General features: G+C 73.0%; 18 protein-coding genes, 1 tRNA gene and 1 other RNA gene. 8 read left to right on the top strand and 12 right to left on the bottom strand.

The window, feature by feature from the left end; genetic code table 11:
- Position 1: 1 nt before the first annotated feature.
- A complete protein-coding gene (locus tag QIS96_RS02225) occupies positions 2-181 on the bottom strand; it encodes a hypothetical protein (protein ID WP_282540604.1) in 180 nt (59 codons plus the stop codon).
- A 211-nt stretch (positions 182-392) separates the two neighbouring features.
- Between QIS96_RS02225 and upp the strand changes: the two genes are divergently transcribed.
- On the top strand, positions 393-1,028 hold the full coding sequence (upp, locus tag QIS96_RS02220; protein ID WP_282540603.1) for a uracil phosphoribosyltransferase: 636 nt from the start codon (positions 393-395) through the stop codon (positions 1,026-1,028).
- An 18-nt stretch (positions 1,029-1,046) separates the two neighbouring features.
- On the opposite strand, the gene QIS96_RS02215 is transcribed toward upp, so the two are convergent.
- Both QIS96_RS02215 and QIS96_RS02210 read right to left on the bottom strand, forming a co-directional pair.
- Positions 1,047-1,673, bottom strand: a complete 627-nt coding sequence (locus QIS96_RS02215; protein ID WP_282540602.1) for a LytR C-terminal domain-containing protein — start codon at positions 1,671-1,673, stop codon at positions 1,047-1,049.
- 219 nt (positions 1,674-1,892) lie between these two features.
- Entirely contained in the window at positions 1,893-2,189 is a 297-nt protein-coding gene (locus QIS96_RS02210) for a type II toxin-antitoxin system VapB family antitoxin (RefSeq protein WP_003955420.1), read from the bottom strand.
- A 390-nt stretch (positions 2,190-2,579) separates the two neighbouring features.
- On the opposite strand from QIS96_RS02210, the gene QIS96_RS02205 reads away from it, so the two are divergent.
- The gene (locus QIS96_RS02205; protein WP_282540839.1) at positions 2,580-4,112 is read left to right on the top strand and encodes a helicase HerA-like domain-containing protein; all 1,533 of its coding nucleotides are present in this window, start codon (positions 2,580-2,582) and stop codon (positions 4,110-4,112) included.
- A gap of 51 nt (positions 4,113-4,163) precedes the next feature.
- On the opposite strand, the gene QIS96_RS02200 is transcribed toward QIS96_RS02205, so the two are convergent.
- From QIS96_RS02200 to QIS96_RS02175, 6 genes are all read right to left on the bottom strand, one after another.
- Complete coding sequence (locus tag QIS96_RS02200) at positions 4,164-5,048, bottom strand: 2-hydroxy-3-oxopropionate reductase (protein WP_282540601.1); 885 nt, start codon at positions 5,046-5,048, stop codon at positions 4,164-4,166.
- Positions 5,049-5,157: 109 nt separating this feature from the next.
- Entirely contained in the window at positions 5,158-5,751 is a 594-nt protein-coding gene (locus tag QIS96_RS02195; protein ID WP_282540600.1) for an HhH-GPD-type base excision DNA repair protein, read from the bottom strand.
- Positions 5,748-6,404, bottom strand: coding sequence for a TetR/AcrR family transcriptional regulator (locus tag QIS96_RS02190; RefSeq protein WP_282540599.1), 657 nt, complete (start codon positions 6,402-6,404; stop codon positions 5,748-5,750). Before QIS96_RS02190 ends, QIS96_RS02195 begins: the two co-directional genes overlap by 4 nt.
- Positions 6,405-6,506: 102 nt before the next feature.
- A complete protein-coding gene (locus QIS96_RS02185; protein ID WP_282540598.1) occupies positions 6,507-7,067 on the bottom strand; it encodes a MarR family winged helix-turn-helix transcriptional regulator in 561 nt (186 codons plus the stop codon).
- A gap of 33 nt (positions 7,068-7,100) precedes the next feature.
- The gene (locus tag QIS96_RS02180; protein WP_282540597.1) at positions 7,101-8,708 is read right to left on the bottom strand and encodes a flavin-containing monooxygenase; all 1,608 of its coding nucleotides are present in this window, start codon (positions 8,706-8,708) and stop codon (positions 7,101-7,103) included.
- A 59-nt stretch (positions 8,709-8,767) separates the two neighbouring features.
- Entirely contained in the window at positions 8,768-9,736 is a 969-nt protein-coding gene (locus QIS96_RS02175; protein WP_282540596.1) for an EamA family transporter, read from the bottom strand.
- A 148-nt stretch (positions 9,737-9,884) separates the two neighbouring features.
- Between QIS96_RS02175 and QIS96_RS02170 the strand changes: the two genes are divergently transcribed.
- Positions 9,885-10,739: a LysR family transcriptional regulator gene (locus QIS96_RS02170; RefSeq protein ID WP_282540595.1), complete on the top strand. Its 855-nt coding sequence runs from the start codon at positions 9,885-9,887 to the stop codon at positions 10,737-10,739.
- A gap of 79 nt (positions 10,740-10,818) precedes the next feature.
- Here QIS96_RS02170 and QIS96_RS02165 read toward each other — a convergent pair whose 3' ends face one another.
- Complete coding sequence (locus tag QIS96_RS02165; RefSeq protein WP_282540594.1) at positions 10,819-11,235, bottom strand: VOC family protein; 417 nt, start codon at positions 11,233-11,235, stop codon at positions 10,819-10,821.
- 152 nt (positions 11,236-11,387) lie between these two features.
- Positions 11,388-11,633: a hypothetical protein gene (locus QIS96_RS02160; RefSeq protein WP_282540593.1), complete on the bottom strand. Its 246-nt coding sequence runs from the start codon at positions 11,631-11,633 to the stop codon at positions 11,388-11,390.
- Positions 11,634-11,762: 129 nt separating this feature from the next.
- Here QIS96_RS02160 and QIS96_RS02155 point away from each other — a divergent pair, with 129 nt between their 5' ends.
- On the top strand, positions 11,763-12,518 hold the full coding sequence (locus QIS96_RS02155; RefSeq protein ID WP_282540592.1) for a helix-turn-helix domain-containing protein: 756 nt from the start codon (positions 11,763-11,765) through the stop codon (positions 12,516-12,518).
- Positions 12,519-12,687: 169 nt separating this feature from the next.
- On the opposite strand, the gene QIS96_RS02150 is transcribed toward QIS96_RS02155, so the two are convergent.
- Positions 12,688-12,775: transfer RNA gene (locus QIS96_RS02150), tRNA-Ser, on the bottom strand.
- Positions 12,776-12,847: 72 nt separating this feature from the next.
- On the opposite strand from QIS96_RS02150, the gene ffs reads away from it, so the two are divergent.
- From ffs to QIS96_RS02130, 4 genes are all read left to right on the top strand, one after another.
- An RNA gene (ffs, locus tag QIS96_RS02145) (signal recognition particle sRNA small type) lies at positions 12,848-12,946 on the top strand.
- 76 nt (positions 12,947-13,022) lie between these two features.
- Positions 13,023-15,341 carry a DNA polymerase III subunit gamma and tau gene (locus QIS96_RS02140; RefSeq protein ID WP_282540591.1) on the top strand — a complete coding sequence of 773 codons (2,319 nt, stop codon included), beginning with the start codon at positions 13,023-13,025 and terminating at the stop codon, positions 15,339-15,341.
- Between the two features lie 123 nt (positions 15,342-15,464).
- A complete protein-coding gene (gene purD, locus QIS96_RS02135) occupies positions 15,465-16,730 on the top strand; it encodes a phosphoribosylamine--glycine ligase (RefSeq protein WP_282540590.1) in 1,266 nt (421 codons plus the stop codon).
- A 455-nt stretch (positions 16,731-17,185) separates the two neighbouring features.
- Positions 17,186-19,216, top strand: coding sequence for a hypothetical protein (locus QIS96_RS02130; protein WP_282540838.1), 2,031 nt, complete (start codon positions 17,186-17,188; stop codon positions 19,214-19,216).
- Positions 19,217-19,318: the final 102 nt, after the last annotated feature.

Here is a 19,318-nt window from a genome sequence, read left to right as displayed (position 1 = left end):
ACTACCAGCGGAAGGTGCGCATACGCATCTGCTGACGCATCCGGGCCGCGCGCGCCTTGCGGGGCTGGACGCGGGCGCGCAGCTCCTTCGCCTCGTGCAGCTCGCGGAGGAACTGGGCGCGGCGGCGGCGCCGCTCCGCGTCGGTCTCCAGCTGCTCCGGTTCCTTCTCGCCGTCCTGCATGGCTCCACCACCCTGCCCAGTGGGGTACCCGGGGTCGTCCGTTCCCTCCACTTTCCCCCGCTCGGCGGCTTTGATGCCAGCGATGCGGTACGGAGAGACAGGCTCGGGGCAAGGCCGGGCCGGGCGGGCGCGGTGGCCGCAGGGCCCCGGTAGCCTGAAGGGCGGGTCGCTGCTGCGGCCGTTGTTGCAGATCAGACCCACGGAGGCTCCTGTGCGCTTGCACGTCGTCGACCACCCGCTGGTGGCGCACAAACTGACCACGCTGCGCGACAAGCGAACCGACTCCCCGACCTTCCGCCGCCTCGCCGACGAGCTGGTCACCCTCCTCGCCTACGAGGCCACGCGCGACGTGCGCACCGAGCAGGTCGACATCGACACCCCGGTCGGCCCGACCACCGGCGTGAAGCTGGCCCGCCCGCGCCCCCTGGTCGTCCCGATCCTGCGCGCCGGTCTCGGCATGCTCGACGGCATGGTCCGCCTGCTGCCGACGGCCGAGGTCGGCTTCCTGGGCATGGTCCGCAACGAGGACACCCTGGAGGCCTCCACGTACGCGACGCGCATGCCGGAGGACCTGTCGGGGCGGCAGGTGTACGTGGTGGACCCGATGCTGGCGACCGGCGGCACGCTCGTCGCGGCGATCCAGGAGCTGATCAAGCGCGGCGCCGACGACGTGACGGCGGTCGTGCTGCTCGCGGCGCCCGAGGGCGTCGAGGTGATGGAGCGCGAGCTGGCGGGCACCCCGGTGACGGTCCTGACGGCGGCGGTCGACGAGCGGCTCAACGACCAGGGCTACATCGTCCCGGGCCTCGGCGACGCGGGCGACCGGATGTACGGCTCCGCGGAGTAGCTCGGCGAGCCGTTGGGCTCAGCAGTTGCCGCGTGAGGGCGTCGGGGCGGGTTCGGCCAGCTTGGTCAGGGCCTTCTCGGCGTCCTCTTTCTTCGCCAGGGACTTGAAGGCCTTGCCGATGATGAAGTCGATCTCCTCGCCCTTGCGGCCGTCCGTCTTCCGCTCGGCGCCGGCGAGCTGTGTGCCGAGCACGGGCAGGCCGCTCTTCAGGGCGGACTTGGGGCCGAGCAGCACGGCGGCGGCCTCGACCTTCTTGTCGTACTCCTTGGTCGCGTTGCCCACTTCGCCGATCGTGAAGCCACGTTTCTTCAACTCGTCGGCGGTCTTCTTGGCGAGGCCGGTGCGGGGCGTGGCGTTGAGGACGTTGACCTTGATCTGGCCGGGTTTCGGCAGCGCCTTCGGGGACGGCGACGGCTTCGGCGCGGGCTTGCAGTCGGGCCGGTCAGCCGCGACGGCGCCGCGTTTCTCGCTGCCGGAGAACACGTCGACGAGCTGCACGACGCCCCAGCCGACCAGGCCGAGGGCGGCGGCCGAGGCGATCACTGCGAGCACGGTCCGGCGGTGCCGATTGCGGCGCATCCGCGGGTACTTGTCCCCGGTGATGCGGTATTCGCCGCCCATTCCGGGGGGTGTGAGCATGCTCATGTGCGCAGCGTAATGCGGCCGGGGCGTGATGCCTACTAGATGATCAATCGACCGGGTGCGAGCCAACCCGAAAGGGCCAATACGTACGAGACGGGCAGCGGTGGACGATCAGGGCGGCGGGGCGCGCTGATCGGGCGGCCGGGAGCGGGCTCGGGCGGCTGCGGCCCAGGGGTGGGCGGCGGCCGAGAGGGGGGGCGGAGGTCTGAACTCCGGTCCGGATCAGCCCAGTTCGAGGACGCGGGCGTGCAGGACCTGGCGCTGCTGGAGCGCGGCGCGCACGGCGCGGTGCAGCCCGTCCTCCAGGTACAGGTCGCCCTGCCACTTCACCACGTGCGCGAAGAGGTCGCCGTAGAACGTGGAGTCCTCGGCGAGCAGGGTCTCCAGGTCGAGCTGGCCCTTGGTCGTCACCAGCTGATCGAGGCGGACCGGGCGCGGCGCGACGTCCGCCCACTGCCGGGTGCTTTCCCGGCCGTGGTCGGGGTACGGCCGGCCGTTTCCGATGCGCTTGAAGATCACACGGAAAGCCTACCGGGCAAGGGGCTCCGGGCGCAGCCATGGCGACCGAGTGCGAGGCTGGAATATGCCGCCGCAAAGCCGACATACCGGTGACAGTCAAACCGGGAACAGGGGCCTGAAATGAGCGAGAGCGAGCCGCAGCAGCCCGGGGAGACACCGGCCCGGTCGGCCCCGATTGCGACGCCCACGCCACCGGCGGGCGCGGCCCCGACGACCGCCGCCGAGCGCGTCCCCCGCACGGGCGAATCCCCGGCCCCCGCCGCTGACGCGACCGACGGCGCGACCGCCGATCCCGCGCCCGCCGACCCGGCTCCCGCGCCGGCCGCGCACTCCGCGCCGCTGGTCGCCGGGGAGGGCGTGCGCTCCGCGTCCGCGCTGCCGCGGGAGGCCATGGAGATCGCCGCCGGCTATGCCTTCGGCGGGCCCGCCCTCGACCTCGGGGCGCTGCTCTGGGACGGCGCGTGCCTGGCCGACGCGCAGGTGCGCATCCCGCTGCCGATGCTCAACCGGCACGGCCTGGTCGCGGGGGCCACCGGCACCGGCAAGACCAAGACGCTGCAGCTGATCGCCGAGCAGCTGGCCGCGCAGGGCGTGCCCGTCTTCCTCGCCGACGTGAAGGGCGACCTGTCCGGGCTCGCGGCGCCGGGCGAGGCGAACGACCAGGTGCGGCAGCGTTCCGGCGAGGTCGGGCAGGACTGGGCGGGCAAGGGTTTCCCGTGCGAGTTCTACGCGCTCGGAGGGCTCGGCGAGGGGATTCCCGTACGGGCGACGGTGACGAGTTTCGGGCCCGTACTGCTGTCGAAGGTGCTGCAGCTCAATCAGACGCAGGAGCAGTCGCTCGGGCTGATCTTCCACTACGCGGACCAGAAGGGGCTTGAGCTGCACGACCTGAAGGACCTGCGGGCGGTCGTCGCGTTTCTGACCTCCGACGAGGGCAAGCCGGAGCTGAAGAACATCGGCGGGCTCTCCACGGTCACGGCCGGGGTGATCCTGCGGGCGCTCACCGCGTTCGAGGCGCAGGGCATGGCGCCGTTCTTCGGGAACCCGGAGTTCGACGTGAGCGAGTTCCTGCGTACGGCGGCGGACGGGCGGGGGCAGGTGTCGGTGCTCGAACTGCCAGCCGTACAGGACAAACCGCAGCTGTTCTCGACGTTCCTGATGTGGATGCTCGCCGATCTGTTCAACAACCTGCCCGAGGTCGGCGATGTGGAGAAGCCCAAGCTGGTCTTCTTCTTCGATGAGGCGCATCTGCTGTTCAACGGGGCGAGCAAGGCGTTCCTGGAGTCGATCACGCAGACCGTGCGGCTGATCAGGTCGAAGGGCGTGGGCGTCTTCTTCGTGACGCAGACGCCGAAGGACGTCCCGGGCGATGTGCTCGCCCAGCTCGGCAACCGGGTCCAGCACGCGCTGCGGGCCTTCACGCCGGACGACCAGAAGGCGCTGCGGGCAACGGTGAAGACCTTCCCGCACTCGGCGTACGACCTGGAGGAGACGCTGACCTCGCTCGGGACCGGCGAGGCCGTCGTCACCGTGCTGAGCGAGAAGGGCGCGCCGACCCCGGTGGCCGCGACCCGGCTGCGCGCGCCCGAGTCGCGGATGGGCCCGGTCGACGCGGCGGAGCTCGACCGTGCGGTGAAGGCCTCGACACTGTACGCGCGGTATGCGGAGGCCGTGGATCCGGAGTCGGCGTACGAGGTGCTCACCGCGCGGGAGACCGAGCGGGACGCGCAGAAGCGGGCGGAGGCGGAGGCGGCCGAGGCGGAGAAGGGCGACCGGAAGGGGGCGGGACGGTCCGGGCAGGACGCCTCGATGGTGGATCAGGTGATGGGCTCGGGGATCTTCAAGTCCCTTGCGCGCTCGCTCGGTACGCAGATCGGGCGGGAGATCTCCCGGTCGGTGTTCGGCACGCGCCGCAGGCGCTGAGGCCGCCGCCCCCGGGAGGGGAACGGCGGCCCGGCGTACGGCAGTTGCTGATCAGGCGTCCGCGTCCCCGCTGAGCCGCTGCACGCCCTTGAGTAGCACCGAGTGGTCGTTGTCGCCCCAGCCCTGGGCGCGGGCGGAGGCGATCAGCTGGGCGGCGACGGCGCCGACGGGCAGCACCGCGCCGACGTTGCGGGCGGCCTCGGTGACGATGCCCATGTCCTTGTGGTGCAGGTCGACCTTGAAGCCCGGCCGGTACTCGTGGAGCAGGAAGTTCTCCATCTTGCGGGTCAGGACGGCGGACCCGGCGAGGCCGCCGTTGAGGACCTCAAGGGCCGCCTTCAGGTCGACGCCGGACTTCTCCAGGAACGTGACGGCCTCGGCGCAGGCCTCCAGGTTCACGGCGACGATCAGCTGGTTGGCGGCCTTCACGGTCTGGCCGGAGCCGTGCGGACCGCAGTGCACGATCGTCGTGCCCATGGCTTCGAGGACCGGCTTGGCCGCGTCGAAGTCGGCCTTGTCGCCGCCGACCATGATGGACAGGACGCCCTCGACCGCGCCCGCCTCGCCGCCGGAGACCGGGGCGTCGAGGACACGGACGCCGTGGTCGCGGGCGTTCTCGGCCAGGTCGACCGAGGTCTGCGGTGTGATCGAGGAGTGGTCGATCAGGAGGGCGCCGGGGCGGACGTTCTCCAGGATGCCGTCCGGTCCGTACGCCACCGCCTCGACCTCCGGGGAGGCCGGCACCATCGTGATCACGACGTCGGCGTCGCGCACCGCGTCCGCGATCGTCGCGGCCGCCGAGCCGCCCGCCTCGACGAGCGGCGCGGTCTTCTCCGGGCTGCGGTTCCAGCCGGTGACCGTGTGCCCGGCGCGTACGAGGTTGATCGCCATCGGGCTGCCCATGATGCCGAGGCCGATGAAACCGATCTTTGCCATTGCCTGCCCCTGCTTCCCACGCTTCCAGAAGTTACTTCCGTTATACGGAATCTATGCTCCGTTGAGCGGAATCCTCTGTCAAGAAAGCCGGGCCTGGCGGTCGGCCCGGCTACTTCTTCTTGGCCGCGGCCTTCATCTCCTGCTTGTACGCCCGCACCTTGGCCAGCGTCTCCGGGCCCGTGATGTCGGCCGCGGAGCGGAACGCGTCCTTCTCGCCGTAGAGGCCGGCCGCCTCGCGCCAGCCCTTCGGCGTGACCCCGTACTGCTTGCCGAGCAGGGCCAGGAAGATCTGCGCCTTCTGGTCGCCGTACCCGGGCAGGGCCTTGAGGCGGGCGAGGAGTTCCGTGCCGCTGCTCGCGTCGCGCCAGACCGCCTCGGCGTCGCCGCCGTACTCGTCGACGAGGTACTGGCACAGCTTCTGCACCCGGCCGGCCATCGAGCCGGGATAGCGGTGCACGGCGGGCTTCGCCTTCATCAGCTCGGCGAACTGCTCCGGGTCGTACGCCGCGATGTCGTGCGCGTCCAGGTCGTCCGCCTGCAGCCGCTCCGCGATGACGTACGGCCCTGAGAACGCCTTCTCCATCGGAACCTGCTGGTCGAGGAGCATGCCCACGAGCGCGGCCAGCGGGCTGCGGCCGAGCAGTGCGTCGGCCTCCGGCTCCTGGGCCAGGTGGATGTCGGCGGGCTTCGGTGCTTTGGTCATGCCTCGATGATCGCGCAGGGCGGCGCGGCCGTCGTCCGGTACGCGCCTGCGCGCGCCGCGGCCGCCGCCGCCCGCGCCGCGCGCTCGGCGGACTCCTCGTCGAGCGGGGCGCCGGAGAGCAGGAACCGGTGGTAGAGGGGTGCGGAGACGGCGCGCACGACCTCCTGCGCATCCGTTTCCGGGGGCAACTCGCCGCGCTGTACGGCGAGTTCGACGCACGGAACCCACTCGGCGACGCGGATCTCGTAGAAGCGGTGCAGGGCGTGCGCGGTCCGCTCGTCGCAGGTCGCCGCCGCGATCACCGCCCGGAACAGGGGGCCCTGGCGCGGGTCGGTGAGGGTGGTGCGGACCAGGTGGGCGTTGGCCCGCAGGTCGTCCAGGAGCACGCCGGTGTCCGCGCGCGGCGAGGACTGCTCGGCCATGTCCGCGAGCAGGTCGGCGACCAGTGCGGCGGGCGTGCCCCAGCGGCGGTAGACGGTGGTCTTGCCGACCCCGGCGCGGCGGGCGACGTCGCCCAGGTCGAGGCCCGCGAACCCGCCCTCGGCGAGCACGTCCCCCGCGGCGTCGAGCACGGCGGCCCGCACTCGGGCGGTGCGGCCGCCGGGGCGGACGGTGCCGGGTTCGGGCGCGGGTGGGGCTTCGTCGGAGGTCATGGGGTCAGCCTAACGGGGGTCCCGTTCCTTTAAGTGGCTCGTGAGGCTGACCCTCGGTGGGTGTGTTCGCGGGTGTTTTCGCGGGGGTGCTCGTGGGCGTGCTCAGTGGTGCCAGGCCTTGCCACCGGTGTTGTGGATCATCCGCTGCAGCACCTTCATCGTCGTCAGGAACTCCTCGTCGGACACGCCCTCATGGACGCGCGCGAGGGAGATCCGCTGGCGTGCGGTGGCGGTTTCGAGGAGTTCCACGCCGCTGTCGGTCAGGGAGATCAGCTCCGCGCCGGCGCCGTCCCGGCCGGTCGCGAGGAGGCCGCGGTCGATCAGGTCGTCGATGTCCGCGTGCAGGGCGTCGCCCACGCCGAGGTAGCCCCGCAGCATCGTGAACACCTCGTCGCGCGGGCGGGCCCCCTCCCGGACCTGGTTGACGACCCACCACTGCGGCTGGGTGAGGCCGACCTCGGCGAGGCCGGCCCGGATGAAGTCGACGACGGCCTTGTTCGCGGCCCAACTCCAGTAGCCGATGGGCTGGTTGAGCAGCCCGGCGTCGTCATGGCTGTACGTGAACTCATCAGTGCGGGCGGGCTGTTGGTCGTTGCCGTTGCCGTTGCCGTTGCCGTTGCCGTTGCCGTTGCCGTTGCCGTGGTCGCGCTGTGTCGTCGTCATGTGGCGAACGTAGAACCTCAAGCAAAGTTGAGGTCAAGGGCGGGTGCGGGCGGTGCGCTCGAACCGGACGCCCCGGTCCTGCACCGGCCCGTGGCGCAGCGTCCGCACATCGCGCGGGTAGTTCTGGTTGAGCCGCCACGGCGCCGTCGCCCCCTGCTTCGGCAGCGCGTCGAGCGAGCGCCGCACGTACCCCGAGTCCAGGTCGATCAGCGGCCTCAACGCGCCGCCGTCGTCGGGGAGTTGGGGTGTGCACACGTCGTACCCGTGCTCGTCCATGTGCGCCAGGAGCCGGCAGACGTACGTCGCGACGAGATCGGCCTTCAGGGTCCAGGACGCGTTGGTGTAGCCGATGGTCAGCGCGAAGTTCGGCACGCCGGACAGCATCATCCCCTTGTACGCGACCGTGTCCGCGACATCGATCTCCTTGCCGTCGACGGTCAGGCCGATCCCGCCGATCGCCAGCAGGTTCAGGCCCGTCGCCGTCACCACGACATCGGCCGCCAGCTCCTCGCCCGAGCCGAGCCGCACCCCGGTGGGCGTGAACCCGGCGACGGTGTCGGTCGCCACGGACGCCCGGCGCCTGCGGATCGCGGTGAACAGATCCCCGTCCGGCGCGATGCAGAGGCGCTGGTCCCAGGGCCCGTAGCTCGGCCGGAAGTGCGTGTCCACGTCGTACCCGCTGGGCAGTCGGCGGCGCGCGGCCCGGCGCAGGGCGCCCGCGACGAACCGCGGCGCGCGCCGGCTGAGCTGGAAGTTGGCAAGGGCGAGCAGCGCGTTCTTCCAGCGCAGCGCGCTGCCCGCGGTGCGGCGCGGCAGGATCCGGTTCAGCGGGCGCGCGAACAGGTCCTTCGAGGGCAGTGCGAGCACATGGCTGGGCGAGCGCTGCACCATCGTCACGTGGGCCGCGGTCTCGGCGAGCGCCGGTACGAGCGTCACGGCCGTCGCCCCGCTGCCGATCACCACGATCCGCTTGCCGGCGTGGTCCAGGTCCGCGGGCCAGTGCTGCGGGTGCACGACCTGCCCGCCGAACTCCGCGATGCCGGGGAAGTCCGGGGTGTACCCCTCGTCGTAGCGGTAGTAACCGGCGCAGACGAACAGGAACGTGCAGGTCAGCCGCTTCTCGCCGAGGTCCTTCTCGCCGAGGTCCTTCTCTCCGGGGTGCGTCTCGCTGTGGTGGGTCCCTTCGGGGTGCGTCTCTCCGGGGGCGCCCGCGCGCTGCACGGTCACCGTCCAGCGGCCCTCGGCGGAGGACCACTCGGCGCGGCTCACCCGGTGCCCGAACCGGATCGCCCGGTCCACGCCGTACGTGCGCGCGGTCTCCTGGATGTACGCGCGGATCGAGGCGCCGTCGACGATCGCCCGCTCCTCGGTCCACGGCCGGAACGCGTAGCCGAGCGTGTGCATGTCCGAGTCCGAGCGGACCCCCGGATACCGGAACAGGTCCCAGGTCCCGCCGATCGCCTCCCGCCCCTCGAGCACGGCGAAGCTCTTGCCGGGCGCGCTGCGCCGCAGGTGGCAGGCCGCACCGATGCCGGAGAGCCCGGCGCCGACGATGAGAACGTCCACGTGCTCGGGCCCTTCGCGCAGCGTGGTGTCGGGCTCGGGCTCGGCGTCCTGGCCGTGCTCCGGTGCTTGCGGCATCTCGTCTCCCGGCCGGATGGGGGTGGACCCTCAGTTGACCGTTTCGACGCGGCCGCGCGCTACCCCACGCCCTTCGTGACGCCCTTCGTGCGCGTACGCATGCGCAGACGGGTGGGCGTACGCCGCGCCGATCCCATCCGTACCGCCCCGATGCTCGCCGTGACCACGAGTGCGATGGCCAGCCACTGCGTGACCGCCAACTCCTGCCCCAGGACGAGCAGTCCGGCCAGCGCGGCGACCGCGGGCGCGAGGCTCATCAGTACGGCGAAGGTCGACGCGGGCAGCCGGCGCAGCGCGAACAGCTCGAGCGAGTACGGCAGCCCGGAGGACATCGCGGCGAGCGCGAGCCCGAGCGCCAGCGTCGACGGTACGAACAGCGCCGCCCCCGCGCTCGCCAGGCCGATCGGCAGGCTGACCACAGCCGCCACTCCCATCGCGAGCGCCAGCCCGTCCGCCCGCGGGAACCGCGCCCCGGCCCGCGCGCTCATCAGGATGTACGCGGCCCACATCACCCCGGCGCCGAGCGCGAACGCGACACCGGCGAGGTTGAGTTGGCCGAAGCCGCCCTCGCCGAGCAGGAACACACCGCCCAGGGCGAGCGCCGCCCACAGCAGGCTGGCGAGCCGCCGCGAGGCGATCACGGAAAGGGCGAGCGGACCGAGCACCTCAAGGGTCACCGCGGGGCCGAGCGGAATCCGCTCGATGGACTGGTAGAACAACGTGTTCATCCCGCCGAGCGCGAGCCCGAACCCGCACACCACGGCCCAGTCGGAGCGCGTGTGCCCGCGCAGCCGCGGCCGGCACACGGCGAGCAGCAGCACCGCCGAGAGCACGAGCCGCAGCGTGACGATCCCGAGGGCGCCCGCCCGCGGGAACAGCAGCGCGGCGACCGCCGACCCGAACTGCGTCGACAGCGCCCCGGCCACGACGAGCCCCACCCCGACCAGCCGACCGCGCCCCGCCGACGGCTCGGGACCCGTGGCCGTACCGGCGGAGACGGAAGCGGGGCGAGGGGCGGTCGTCGTCATGCCCTCCACGCTACGGAGCCCTCCGCTCCAGGTGAAATGCGCAATGACCCGTGGTTATGCTCGACACGCATGACCGTACGCCCGCCGAGGCAGCGGACCCGTACGTGAGAGGCAGCGGGCCGGTACGTGAGAGGAGCGAGGGGGGGCGATGGCCGTAGAACTGCGCCACCTGCGCTGCTTCCTCGCGATCGCCGACGCGGGCACGATCACCCGCGCCGCTGCCCGTCTCCACATCAGCCAGCCCGCCCTTTCCCGCACTCTGCGCGCCCTTGAGGACCACCTCGGCGCCCGGCTCGTCGACCGCTCCACGCACCACCTCGAACTCACCCCGGAAGGGCGGGTGTTCCGCGACCGGGCCGCTGCCGCCGTCGCCGCGGTGGACGCCGCGCTCGACCCCGGAGCCCTGGCCCCCTGGCCGCTGCGCCTCGGGCACACCGGACCCGCGCTCGGCGAGCACACCTCGGAACTGCTGCGCCGCTGGGACCGACGGCACCCCGAGACGCCGCTCGAGCTGCTCCGTATCGACGACCGCACGGCAGGCCTCACCCAGGGCAGATCCGACGTCGCCCTGCTGCGCGCCCCGTTCCAAGCCCCCGGGTTCGTCAGCGAGTCGCTGCTCACCGAGCGCCGGGTCGCCGTCGTGGCCGCCGACAGCGTGCTCGCCGGGCGCCCCGAGCTGACCCTGGCGGAGCTCGCGGACCAGCCGGTCGCGATCAACACCGTCTCCGGCATCACCAACCTCGACCTGTGGCCCGCCACCCGCCGGCCCACGGCCGTGGTGTCGGTGACCAACACCGACGACTGGCACGCCGCGATCGCCGCCGGCCGCGCCATCGGCGTCACCCCCGAATCCACTCCCCGTATGAACGCCCACCCCGCCGTCGCCTACCGGCCCCTCGTCGACGCACCCGACGTCCCCGTCCTCCTTGCCTGGCGCGAACGGGGCGGCCATCCGGCCATCCCGGACCTGGTCGCCCTGGCCCGCGAGACGGTCGGTTCCTAGGAGCCGGTCGGCCCCCGAGGCCGGTCGGCCTCCGGAGTCAGTCGGTCCCGGAGCCGGCCGCCCGCGCGCGATCTCCGGCTCAGCCCTGCGGCTGGGTGATGTCGACCATCCACGGGACGCCGAACTTGTCCGTGCACATCCCGAAGACGTCTCCCCACATCTGCTTCTCCAGCGGCACGGCCACCGTGCCGTCGGCGGAGAGCTTCTCCCAGTACCCGCGCAGCTCCGCGTCGTCGTCACCGCTGACGCTCACCGAGTAGTTGTTGCCCGCCTTGAACTCCATTCCCGGCGGGTTGTCCGCGCCCATCAGCGTGAAGCCGCTCGCGGTCTCCAGCATGGAGTGCATGATCTTGTCGGCCTCGGCGCCGCCGGCCTGGCCGCCGAGATCACCGAAGGTGTTCAGCGAGAGCGTGCCGCCGAACACCTCTTTGTAGAACTCCATCGCCTGCCGGGCGTCGCCGTCGAAGCTGAGGTACGGATTGAGGCGCGAAGCCATGGAAACCTCCCAAATGGGGATCAAGCCGATGATGTTTTCAGGCTAGTCGCGCCCACTGACAACGGCCCTCCGACGCAGTCCGACCCGGACCGCTCGGGCCCCGACAGCTCGTCCCGGACCGCTCGGGCCCAGAGAGCTCGGTCCCGGGCCGCTCAGGCGGTGAGCGCCACGGCGACCGCCCAGCCCACGTACCAGATGTTCACCACGAGCCGCGCCGCCACCCCGGCCGGCTGCCACAGCACGCCGGGCCGGTCGCGGTGCACGGGCCGAAAGGCGTCGAGATGCGGCACGAGATACACGGCGAAGAGCCCCGCAGCGGCCCACGCCCCGACCGCCCGGCTCGCGGGCGCGAGCACAAGCGCCCCGACGAGCACCTCCACCACCCCGGAAACCACCACGAGCACCCCACCCGCCCCGAGCTACTCGGGAACAAGGGACCGGAAGTAGCCGGGGAACACGAAGTGCGCACACCCCGCCGCCACAAGGAACACCGCCAGCGCGACCGCACCCATAGAGTCCATGCCGCGATGTTCGACTCATCCCGCACCTGGACGCTTGAACAGAACGATCGGCTACGGGCGTTCGCCACCGGCCCCGAGGCGACGCTGTTCGCCGAGTCCGCGCCGTTCGCCGTCACCCGCCACCGGCACCCGGCCTGGAAGGTCGTCCTGCCGACCGCCGGCCACACCGTCCTGGGCCGCGGCGCCCGCCCGCCGCTCACCGCACCGGGCCTGATCGTGCCCCCGCAGCTGGCCCACACCTGCGCCACGACCTCCGGCTACGCCGCCCTGTTCCTCGACGCCTGGCACCTCCGCCCCGACCTGGGCCTCGTACGCCTCGATCAGCACGCCGTACGACGCCTGCTCGCGGCCCTCGGCCCGGTCACCGCCGACGCGGCGCCGCCCGACCTGCCCGCCGTCCACGCCGAACTCCACGCGCTGCTGCGCCCGCACACCGGGACCGGGCCCACCCTGGACGCGCGCGTGGTGCAGGCCGTACGCGAGGCCGCCCGCCCCGTCCCGCACGCGCCCCTGGACGAGATCGCCGCCGACGTCGGCCTCTCCCCGCCCCGACTGCGCGCCCTGGTCCGGGAGTCGGTGGGCGTCCCGCTCGCCCTGCTGCGCCGCTGGTCCCGCCTGCGCGAAGCGGTCGCGGCCCTCCCGCACTCCTCGCCGGCCGACTCCGCGGCCGCAGCGGGCTTCGCCGACCAGCCCCACCTGACCCGCACCTCCCGAACCCTCCTCGCCCGCACCCCGGGCTCACTGCGCGGGAACGGGAGATGAAGGCCGGCACCCCTGACCGGCACCCCTGACCGGCACCCCTGACCGACACCTCTAACCGGCACCTTTAAGAGGCGGAAACGGGCGGCACAGAGCCCGACTTGGCGGCGGAAACGTCGAAGGGCCCCACCGCGAACGGTGGGGCCCTTCGACATCGTGCCCGGTGAGGCACTGGCGGAGGATACGAGATTCGAACTCGTGAGGGGTTGCCCCCAACACGCTTTCCAAGCGTGCGCCCTAGGCCTCTAGGCGAATCCTCCGCGGCAAACAATACAAGACGTTGAGGAGTGCTCGCGAACTCGTTCCCCTCCGCCCGGAGCATGTACTCTTGGCGCAGCCCCTCACGTGGCGCTATCTGACTGAACTCCCCCAGGGCCGGAAGGCAGCAAGGGTAGGTCGGCTCTGGCGGGTGCGTGGGGGGCGCTTGCGTTTCCGGGGAGGGGCCGGGGGGCCGCCGCAGTCCGTGGGCGGGGCCGGTTGTCGGTGGGCACCATTAACCTCGTATGCGTGTCGTCCCTTGCGCTGTACCGCCGTTATCGCCCGGAGTCGTTCGCCGAGGTCATCGGGCAGGAACATGTGACCGACCCGCTGCAGCAGGCGCTGCGGAACAACCGGGTCAATCACGCGTACCTGTTCAGTGGCCCGCGCGGCTGCGGTAAGACGACCAGCGCGCGCATCCTGGCGCGCTGCCTCAACTGTGAGCAAGGTCCCACTCCGAACCCCTGCGGCGAGTGCCAGTCCTGCCGCGACCTCGCGCGCAACGGGCCGGGCTCGATCGACGTCATCGAGATCGACGCGGCTTCGCACGGTGGCGTGGACGACGCCCGTGACCTGCGCGAGAAGGCCTTCTTCGGCCCGGCCAGCAGTCGGTACAAGATCTACATCATCGACGAGGCCCACATGGTCACCTCGGCGGGCTTCAACGCCCTCCTGAAGGTGGTCGAGGAGCCGCCGGAGCACCTCAAGTTCATCTTCGCGACGACGGAGCCCGAGAAGGTCATCGGCACCATCCGCTCGCGTACGCACCACTACCCCTTCCGCCTCGTGCCGCCGGGCACCCTCAGGGACTACCTCGGCGAGGTCTGCGGCAAGGAGGACATCCCCGTGGAGGACGGGGTGCTGCCGCTGGTGGTGCGGGCCGGCGCGGGCTCCGTGCGTGACTCCATGTCCGTCATGGACCAGCTCCTCGCGGGCGCGGGCGCGGACGGTGTGACGTACACCATGGCGACGTCCCTGCTCGGTTACACCGAGGGCTCCCTGCTCGACTCCGTGGTGGACGCCTTCGCGGCCGGTGACGGCGCCGCCGCCTTCGAGGTGGTGGACCGGGTCATCGAGGGCGGCAACGACCCGCGCCGCTTCGTTGCCGATCTGCTGGAGCGGCTGCGGGACCTCGTCATCCTCGCCGCGGTGCCGGACGCCGCGGAGAAGGGGCTCATCGACGCCCCCGCCGATGTGGTGGAGCGGATGCAGGCGCAGGCCGGGGTCTTCGGCGCCGCCGAGCTCAGCCGCGCCGCCGACCTCGTCAACGCAGGCCTGACGGAGATGCGCGGCGCCACCTCGCCGCGGCTGCAACTGGAGCTGATCTGCGCGCGCGTGCTGCTGCCCGCCGCGTACGACGACGAGCGCGCCGTCATGGCCCGGCTCGACCGCCTGGAGCGCGGCGGGAACTTCAACGCCGGCGCCCAGGCCCCCGCCATGGGGTACGTGCCGGGGCCCGACGCCCACGCGCCCATGCCGCAGCCCGGCCCCGCCGTGCCTCCCGGTGGGGGACCGGCCGCCGCGCGTGCTGCGGTGCGCGGAGCCGGTGCCGCTCCCTCTCCCTCCGGCTCCGCTCCGGCTCCGGCCCCCGCTGCTCCGGAAGCAACGCCTCCTGCGCCCGCGCCTGCTCCTGCGCCCGCCCCGGCTCCGGCTCCGGCTGCCGCTCCCGTCGAGCCCGCCCCCGCGCCCGTACAGCCCGCGGCTCCTGCTGCTGCTCCGATGGCGCCGGCCGCGCAGGCCGGCGGTCCGGCTGCCGCGCCCGCGCCCGGTGCGTGGCCGACGGTCTCGGGTGCCGGTTCCGGCGGCGGTCCCGGTCAGGGCGGTGCGCCTGCCGGCGGCGGCTCGCGTCCCGGCGCCTGGCCCACGGCCGCCCCCGCGGGCGGCGGCCGTCCGAACCCGCCGAGCCCGGCCCCGGCGCAGGCCGCCGCCCCGCAGGCGCCGCAGCCTCCGCAGGGCCCCCCGGCCGGTGCCCCGGTGGGGCCGCCCGCCGGTGGGCTCGACGCCCGCAGCCTGTGGCCGAACATCCTGGAGGCGGTCAAGAACCGCCGCCGCTTCACCTGGATCCTGCTCAGCCAGAACGCCTCGGTGGCCGGGTTCGACGGCCAGACCCTGCAGGTCGGCTTCATCAACGCCGGAGCCAGGGACAACTTCGTGAGCAGCGGCAGCGAGGACGTGCTCCGCCAGGCCCTGGCCGAGCAGTTCAACGCGCACTGGAAGATCGAGGCCATCGTCGACCCGTCGGGCGGTGCCGCACCGCCGCCCGCCGCGGCCAACTTCGGCGGCGGCGCTCCGGCTCCGCGCCAGCCCGCGCCCCAGCCGCAGGCCCCCGTACAGCCGCAGCAGGCCCCGGCCCCGCAGCGCCCCGCACCGCCGCAGGCCTCGGCACCGGCTCCGGCCGCGCCCGCCCCGCGTCCCGAGCCCTCCGCGCCGGAGCCGCCGCCGTACTCCATCGAGGACGACGTCCCGGCGGACGACGACCCGGACCTGGACGACTCGGCGCTCTCCGGACACGACCTGATCATGCGGGAGTTGGGCGCGACGGTGGTCGAGGAGTTCACGAACGAGTAGCGGTCGCCGCCGCCCGCGCCTTTCCTCCAGGTAGAGCCAGGTAGAGGAACCTACGAAAGGCGACGCGTCTCACGCCCGTCGCCCCGTACAAAAGCACCGGGTCGTTCCGGCTAGGCTGCACGTGTGAAGGTCCTCGTCATCGGCAGCGGCGCCCGCGAACACGCCCTGTGCCGCTCTCTGTCCCTCGACCCGGCGGTCACCGCCCTGCACTGCGCGCCCGGCAACGCCGGCATCGCGGAGGTCGCGGAGCTGCACGCGGTCGATGCCCTCGACGGCGCGGCCGTGGCCGCGCTCGCCACCGAGCTCGGCGCCGGCCTGGTCGTGGTCGGCCCGGAGGCGCCCCTCGTCGCGGGGGTCGCCGACGCCGTGCGCGCCGCCGGCATCCCGTGCTTCGGCCCGTCCGGCGAGGCCGCGCAGCTGGAAGGCTCCAAGGCGTTCGCCAAGGACGTCATGGCCGCCGCCGGCGTGCCCACGGCCCGCTCGTACGTCTGCACCACCCCGGCCGAGGTCGACGAGGCGCTCGACGCCTTCGGCGCCCCGTACGTCGTGAAGGACGACGGTCTCGCCGCGGGCAAGGGCGTCGTCGTCACCGACGACCTGGAGGCCGCGCGGGCGCACGCCAACGCCTGCGAGCGCGTGGTCATCGAGGAGTTCCTGGACGGCCCCGAGGTCTCGCTCTTCGCGATCACCGACGGCGTGACGGTCCTGCCGCTCACCCCCGCGCAGGACTTCAAGCGCGCCCTCGACGGCGACGAAGGCCCCAACACCGGTGGCATGGGCGCGTATTCGCCGCTGCCGTGGGCCGATCCGAAGCTGGTCGACGAGGTCATGGACACCGTCCTCCAGCCCACGGTCGACGAGCTGCGACGCCGCGGAACGCCGTTCTCCGGTCTGCTGTACGCGGGTCTCGCGATCACCTCGCGGGGTGTGCGGGTCATCGAGTTCAACGCCCGCTTCGGCGACCCCGAGACCCAGGTCGTCCTGGCCCGCCTCAAGACCCCGCTCGCGGGCGTACTGCTGCACGCCGCGGAGGGCACCCTCGCCGACGAGCCCCCGCTGAACTGGAGCGACGACGCCGCGGTCACCGTGGTCGTCGCCTCGCACAACTACCCGGGCACGCCGCGCACGGGCGACCCCATCGACGGCCTCGACGCGGTGGCGGAGCAGGACGCTCCGCACGCGTACGTGCTGCACGCCGGCACCAAGCGCGACGGCGACGCGGTCGTCAGCGCGGGCGGCCGTGTGCTGTCCGTGACCGCGACCGGCACCGACCTGACCGAGGCGCGGGAGCGCGCGTACGCCGCCCTGGGCCGGATCCGTCTCGACGGCGGGCAGCACCGTACGGACATCGCGGCCAAGGCCGCCGCCGGAACGCCGACCGCCGGCTGACCAGCCCGTATCCCGAGCGCGAAGCTCAGCCGATTCGGCGTTCACCTCACCGGACTGCGCGGGACGTGATCTTCACGGCCCGCGCAGTCCGCGTTCTGCCATGCGGTTGTGGGCTCACCGGCGGCTTTCCCGTGTACGTCTGGGCGCCCCGATACGCCCGCGTGGACGCCGCCGCGCACGCCTCCCGGGCCCGCGGGACGTCGGCTGGATCTGACGCCTGATCGGGGACGTGATCGTCATCCACCTTTAGCCAAAGCCATTCCATCGAGTGACCGCTGGCCCAACCGGCTGACGTGCCCCGATGCCCCAACTAGGGTGCGGCGCAAGCATTCCGGCACTTGGCCCACCGGCATTGCGATGTCAGTGGTGGGTGCCACAGTGGGGGAGTGAGCAAAGCCGTCGCAGGGCAGAGGGGGTGACGTCCGGCCGTGTCCGGAACCGGTGTGCAGGGTGAGATGGGCGCGCAGGCGGCGCGCTTCCGTGCGCTGGCCGTGCTGCGGGTGCGCAGCCGTGCCGTCGCGGTGGCTCTGCTGCCCGCGGCGGTGGCCGTGGTGCTGTTGGTCGGAGGCGTCACCGGCCGTATCGGCGGCGGGAGTTGGGACGTCGTGCGCTGGATCGTGACCGGCGCCGCACTGCTCGTGCTGCTCGCGGCGGCGGGCGTCGCGCTGGTGGTGGCCCGCGCGCGGCCCGCGCTCAGTCCCACGGTCCCCATCGCCGAGGAGTCCGCCCCGGATCTGTACCGCCTGGTGCGCGACCTCGCGGACCGGCTCGACGTTCCGGCGCCCTCCGCCATAGCCCTCACGCCCGACTGCGACAGCTGGCTGGAGGACCGTACGCACCCGGCGCACGGCCCGCCCCGCCCCGCCGCAGAGCGCTCGCCGTCCGACCGTTCCGCCACGGCCCCCGGCTCCGCCACGGCTGCCGAGCCCGCGCCCACCGCGCCCGTGCTCGTCATCGGCTCGCCGTTCCTGTGGTGGATGCGCGTCGGCGAGCTGCGCGCGGTCCTCGCCCCGGTCGTCGCCGGTACGGGGCCCTCCGCGCAACCCGACATAGCGGCGGCCCGGCGCTTCGTGCGCGGCCTGGACGCGGCGGTCGCGGTGGCCTCGAAGCCGGGCCGGAGTTCGGTGCCGCGAGCCGTCCTCGCCGGTGTCGGCTGGGTCTCCCGGCTGATGCTGCGGGCCTGCCGTGGGCACGCCGCCGAGATGGAGCGGGGCGTCGCCTCCGCTGCGGCCGAGCGCGCCCAGACGGTGGACTACGGCCTGCGGATCGCCGCGCAGGAGCAGGTCGGCCTGGCGTACGCGGGCTGGGACCGGCTCCTCACCAGGGTCGCGCTGCCCGCCTGGCGCATGGGGCGCTGGCCCGATCAGCTGGACGCCGGAGTGGTCGCCGCCCTGACCGAGCTGTCCCGGCGCGACCGGCTCGCGGAGGGCTTCGCCTCACGGCTGGGCGAGCGGCCCGCCTGCGACCTGCTCGAAGAGCCCGGCGCGGTGGACGAGGCGACGTCCCTGCTCGCCGCCCGCCTCTTCCACGGCGGTCCCGCGGAGCGGGGTCCGGACTGGGCGCCGGTCGGTTGGCAGGAGTATCCGGAAGAGGTCGTCGACCGGAAGTGGCGCACGGACGCGGCGCGCCTCCACCGCGTACTGAACGACCTGGGCGTACGCAGCGCAGGCGCAGGCGCAGGCGCAGGCGCAGGCGCAGGCGCAGGCGCAGGCACTCGCACAGACACAGGCACAGGCGCAGACACAGGCACAGACACGGGCACGGGCACGGCTCAGGACGACCCGGAGCCGCCCACGCTCGCGCGCATCCTGGACCATCTGTCGGCGAGACCCGGCGGTGCCGGATCCGGTGCCGCCGCCTCCGAGCCGACCGGGCCTTCGTCGTCCGCCGTCTCTTCGCTCTCGGCCTCCGCCGCTTCTGCCCCCGCCTCGGCCGCCTCCGGAGCGCGTTCGCAGACGGTCACCGCGGCCACGGTGACGGAACCCGAGGCCACAGCAGACCCCACGGACCCCACAGACTCCACAGACCCCTTCGACCTCAACAACCCCACCATCCACGCCGATTCAGCGGACGCGACGGACTCCGCGGAGTCGGCCGAGGCAGCCGCCCTGGCCGCGCGGCTCACCGCAGAGGTGGCGCGGGAGGAGGCCGCCGCTCCGGTGCCCGTGGCGGCAGGCATCGGGCCGGACGAAGCCCTGTGGGGCGACGGGCAGTTGCCGCTCTTCCCGCTGCAACCCCCGCGCTCCGGACGCGAGTTGCTGACGGACCACGTGCTGGCGATGATCTGCTGCGCCGCCGTCGACACGGCCGGCGCCGCCCCCGGGCTCGACTGGCTGGACGGGCCCACGCTGCTCGTCGCCGGTGAGCGCGTCGTGGACCTCGCGCCCCGTGTCCAGAGCCTTGTGGAGGACGGTGATCCGGAGCCGTTGCGCGGCTGGCTGAAGGTCCTGGGCGTGCGCCCGGAGAAGCCCGTACGCCTGGTGTAGCCGGGGCAGCGCCGCCCCGCCGCACCCGGGAGCCGAGGTCGAGAGCGCCGAAGCGGAATCCGGTGGTCCGACCCCGACACATGTCAGGGGAGACCCTCCAAC

The sequence above is a fragment of the Streptomyces cavernicola genome (genome assembly GCF_029968035.1).
Lineage (GTDB): Bacteria > Actinomycetota > Actinomycetes > Streptomycetales > Streptomycetaceae > Streptomyces > Streptomyces cavernicola.
Note: the sequence above shows the minus strand (reverse complement) of the source record. Positions and strands in the feature narration are given on the sequence as shown.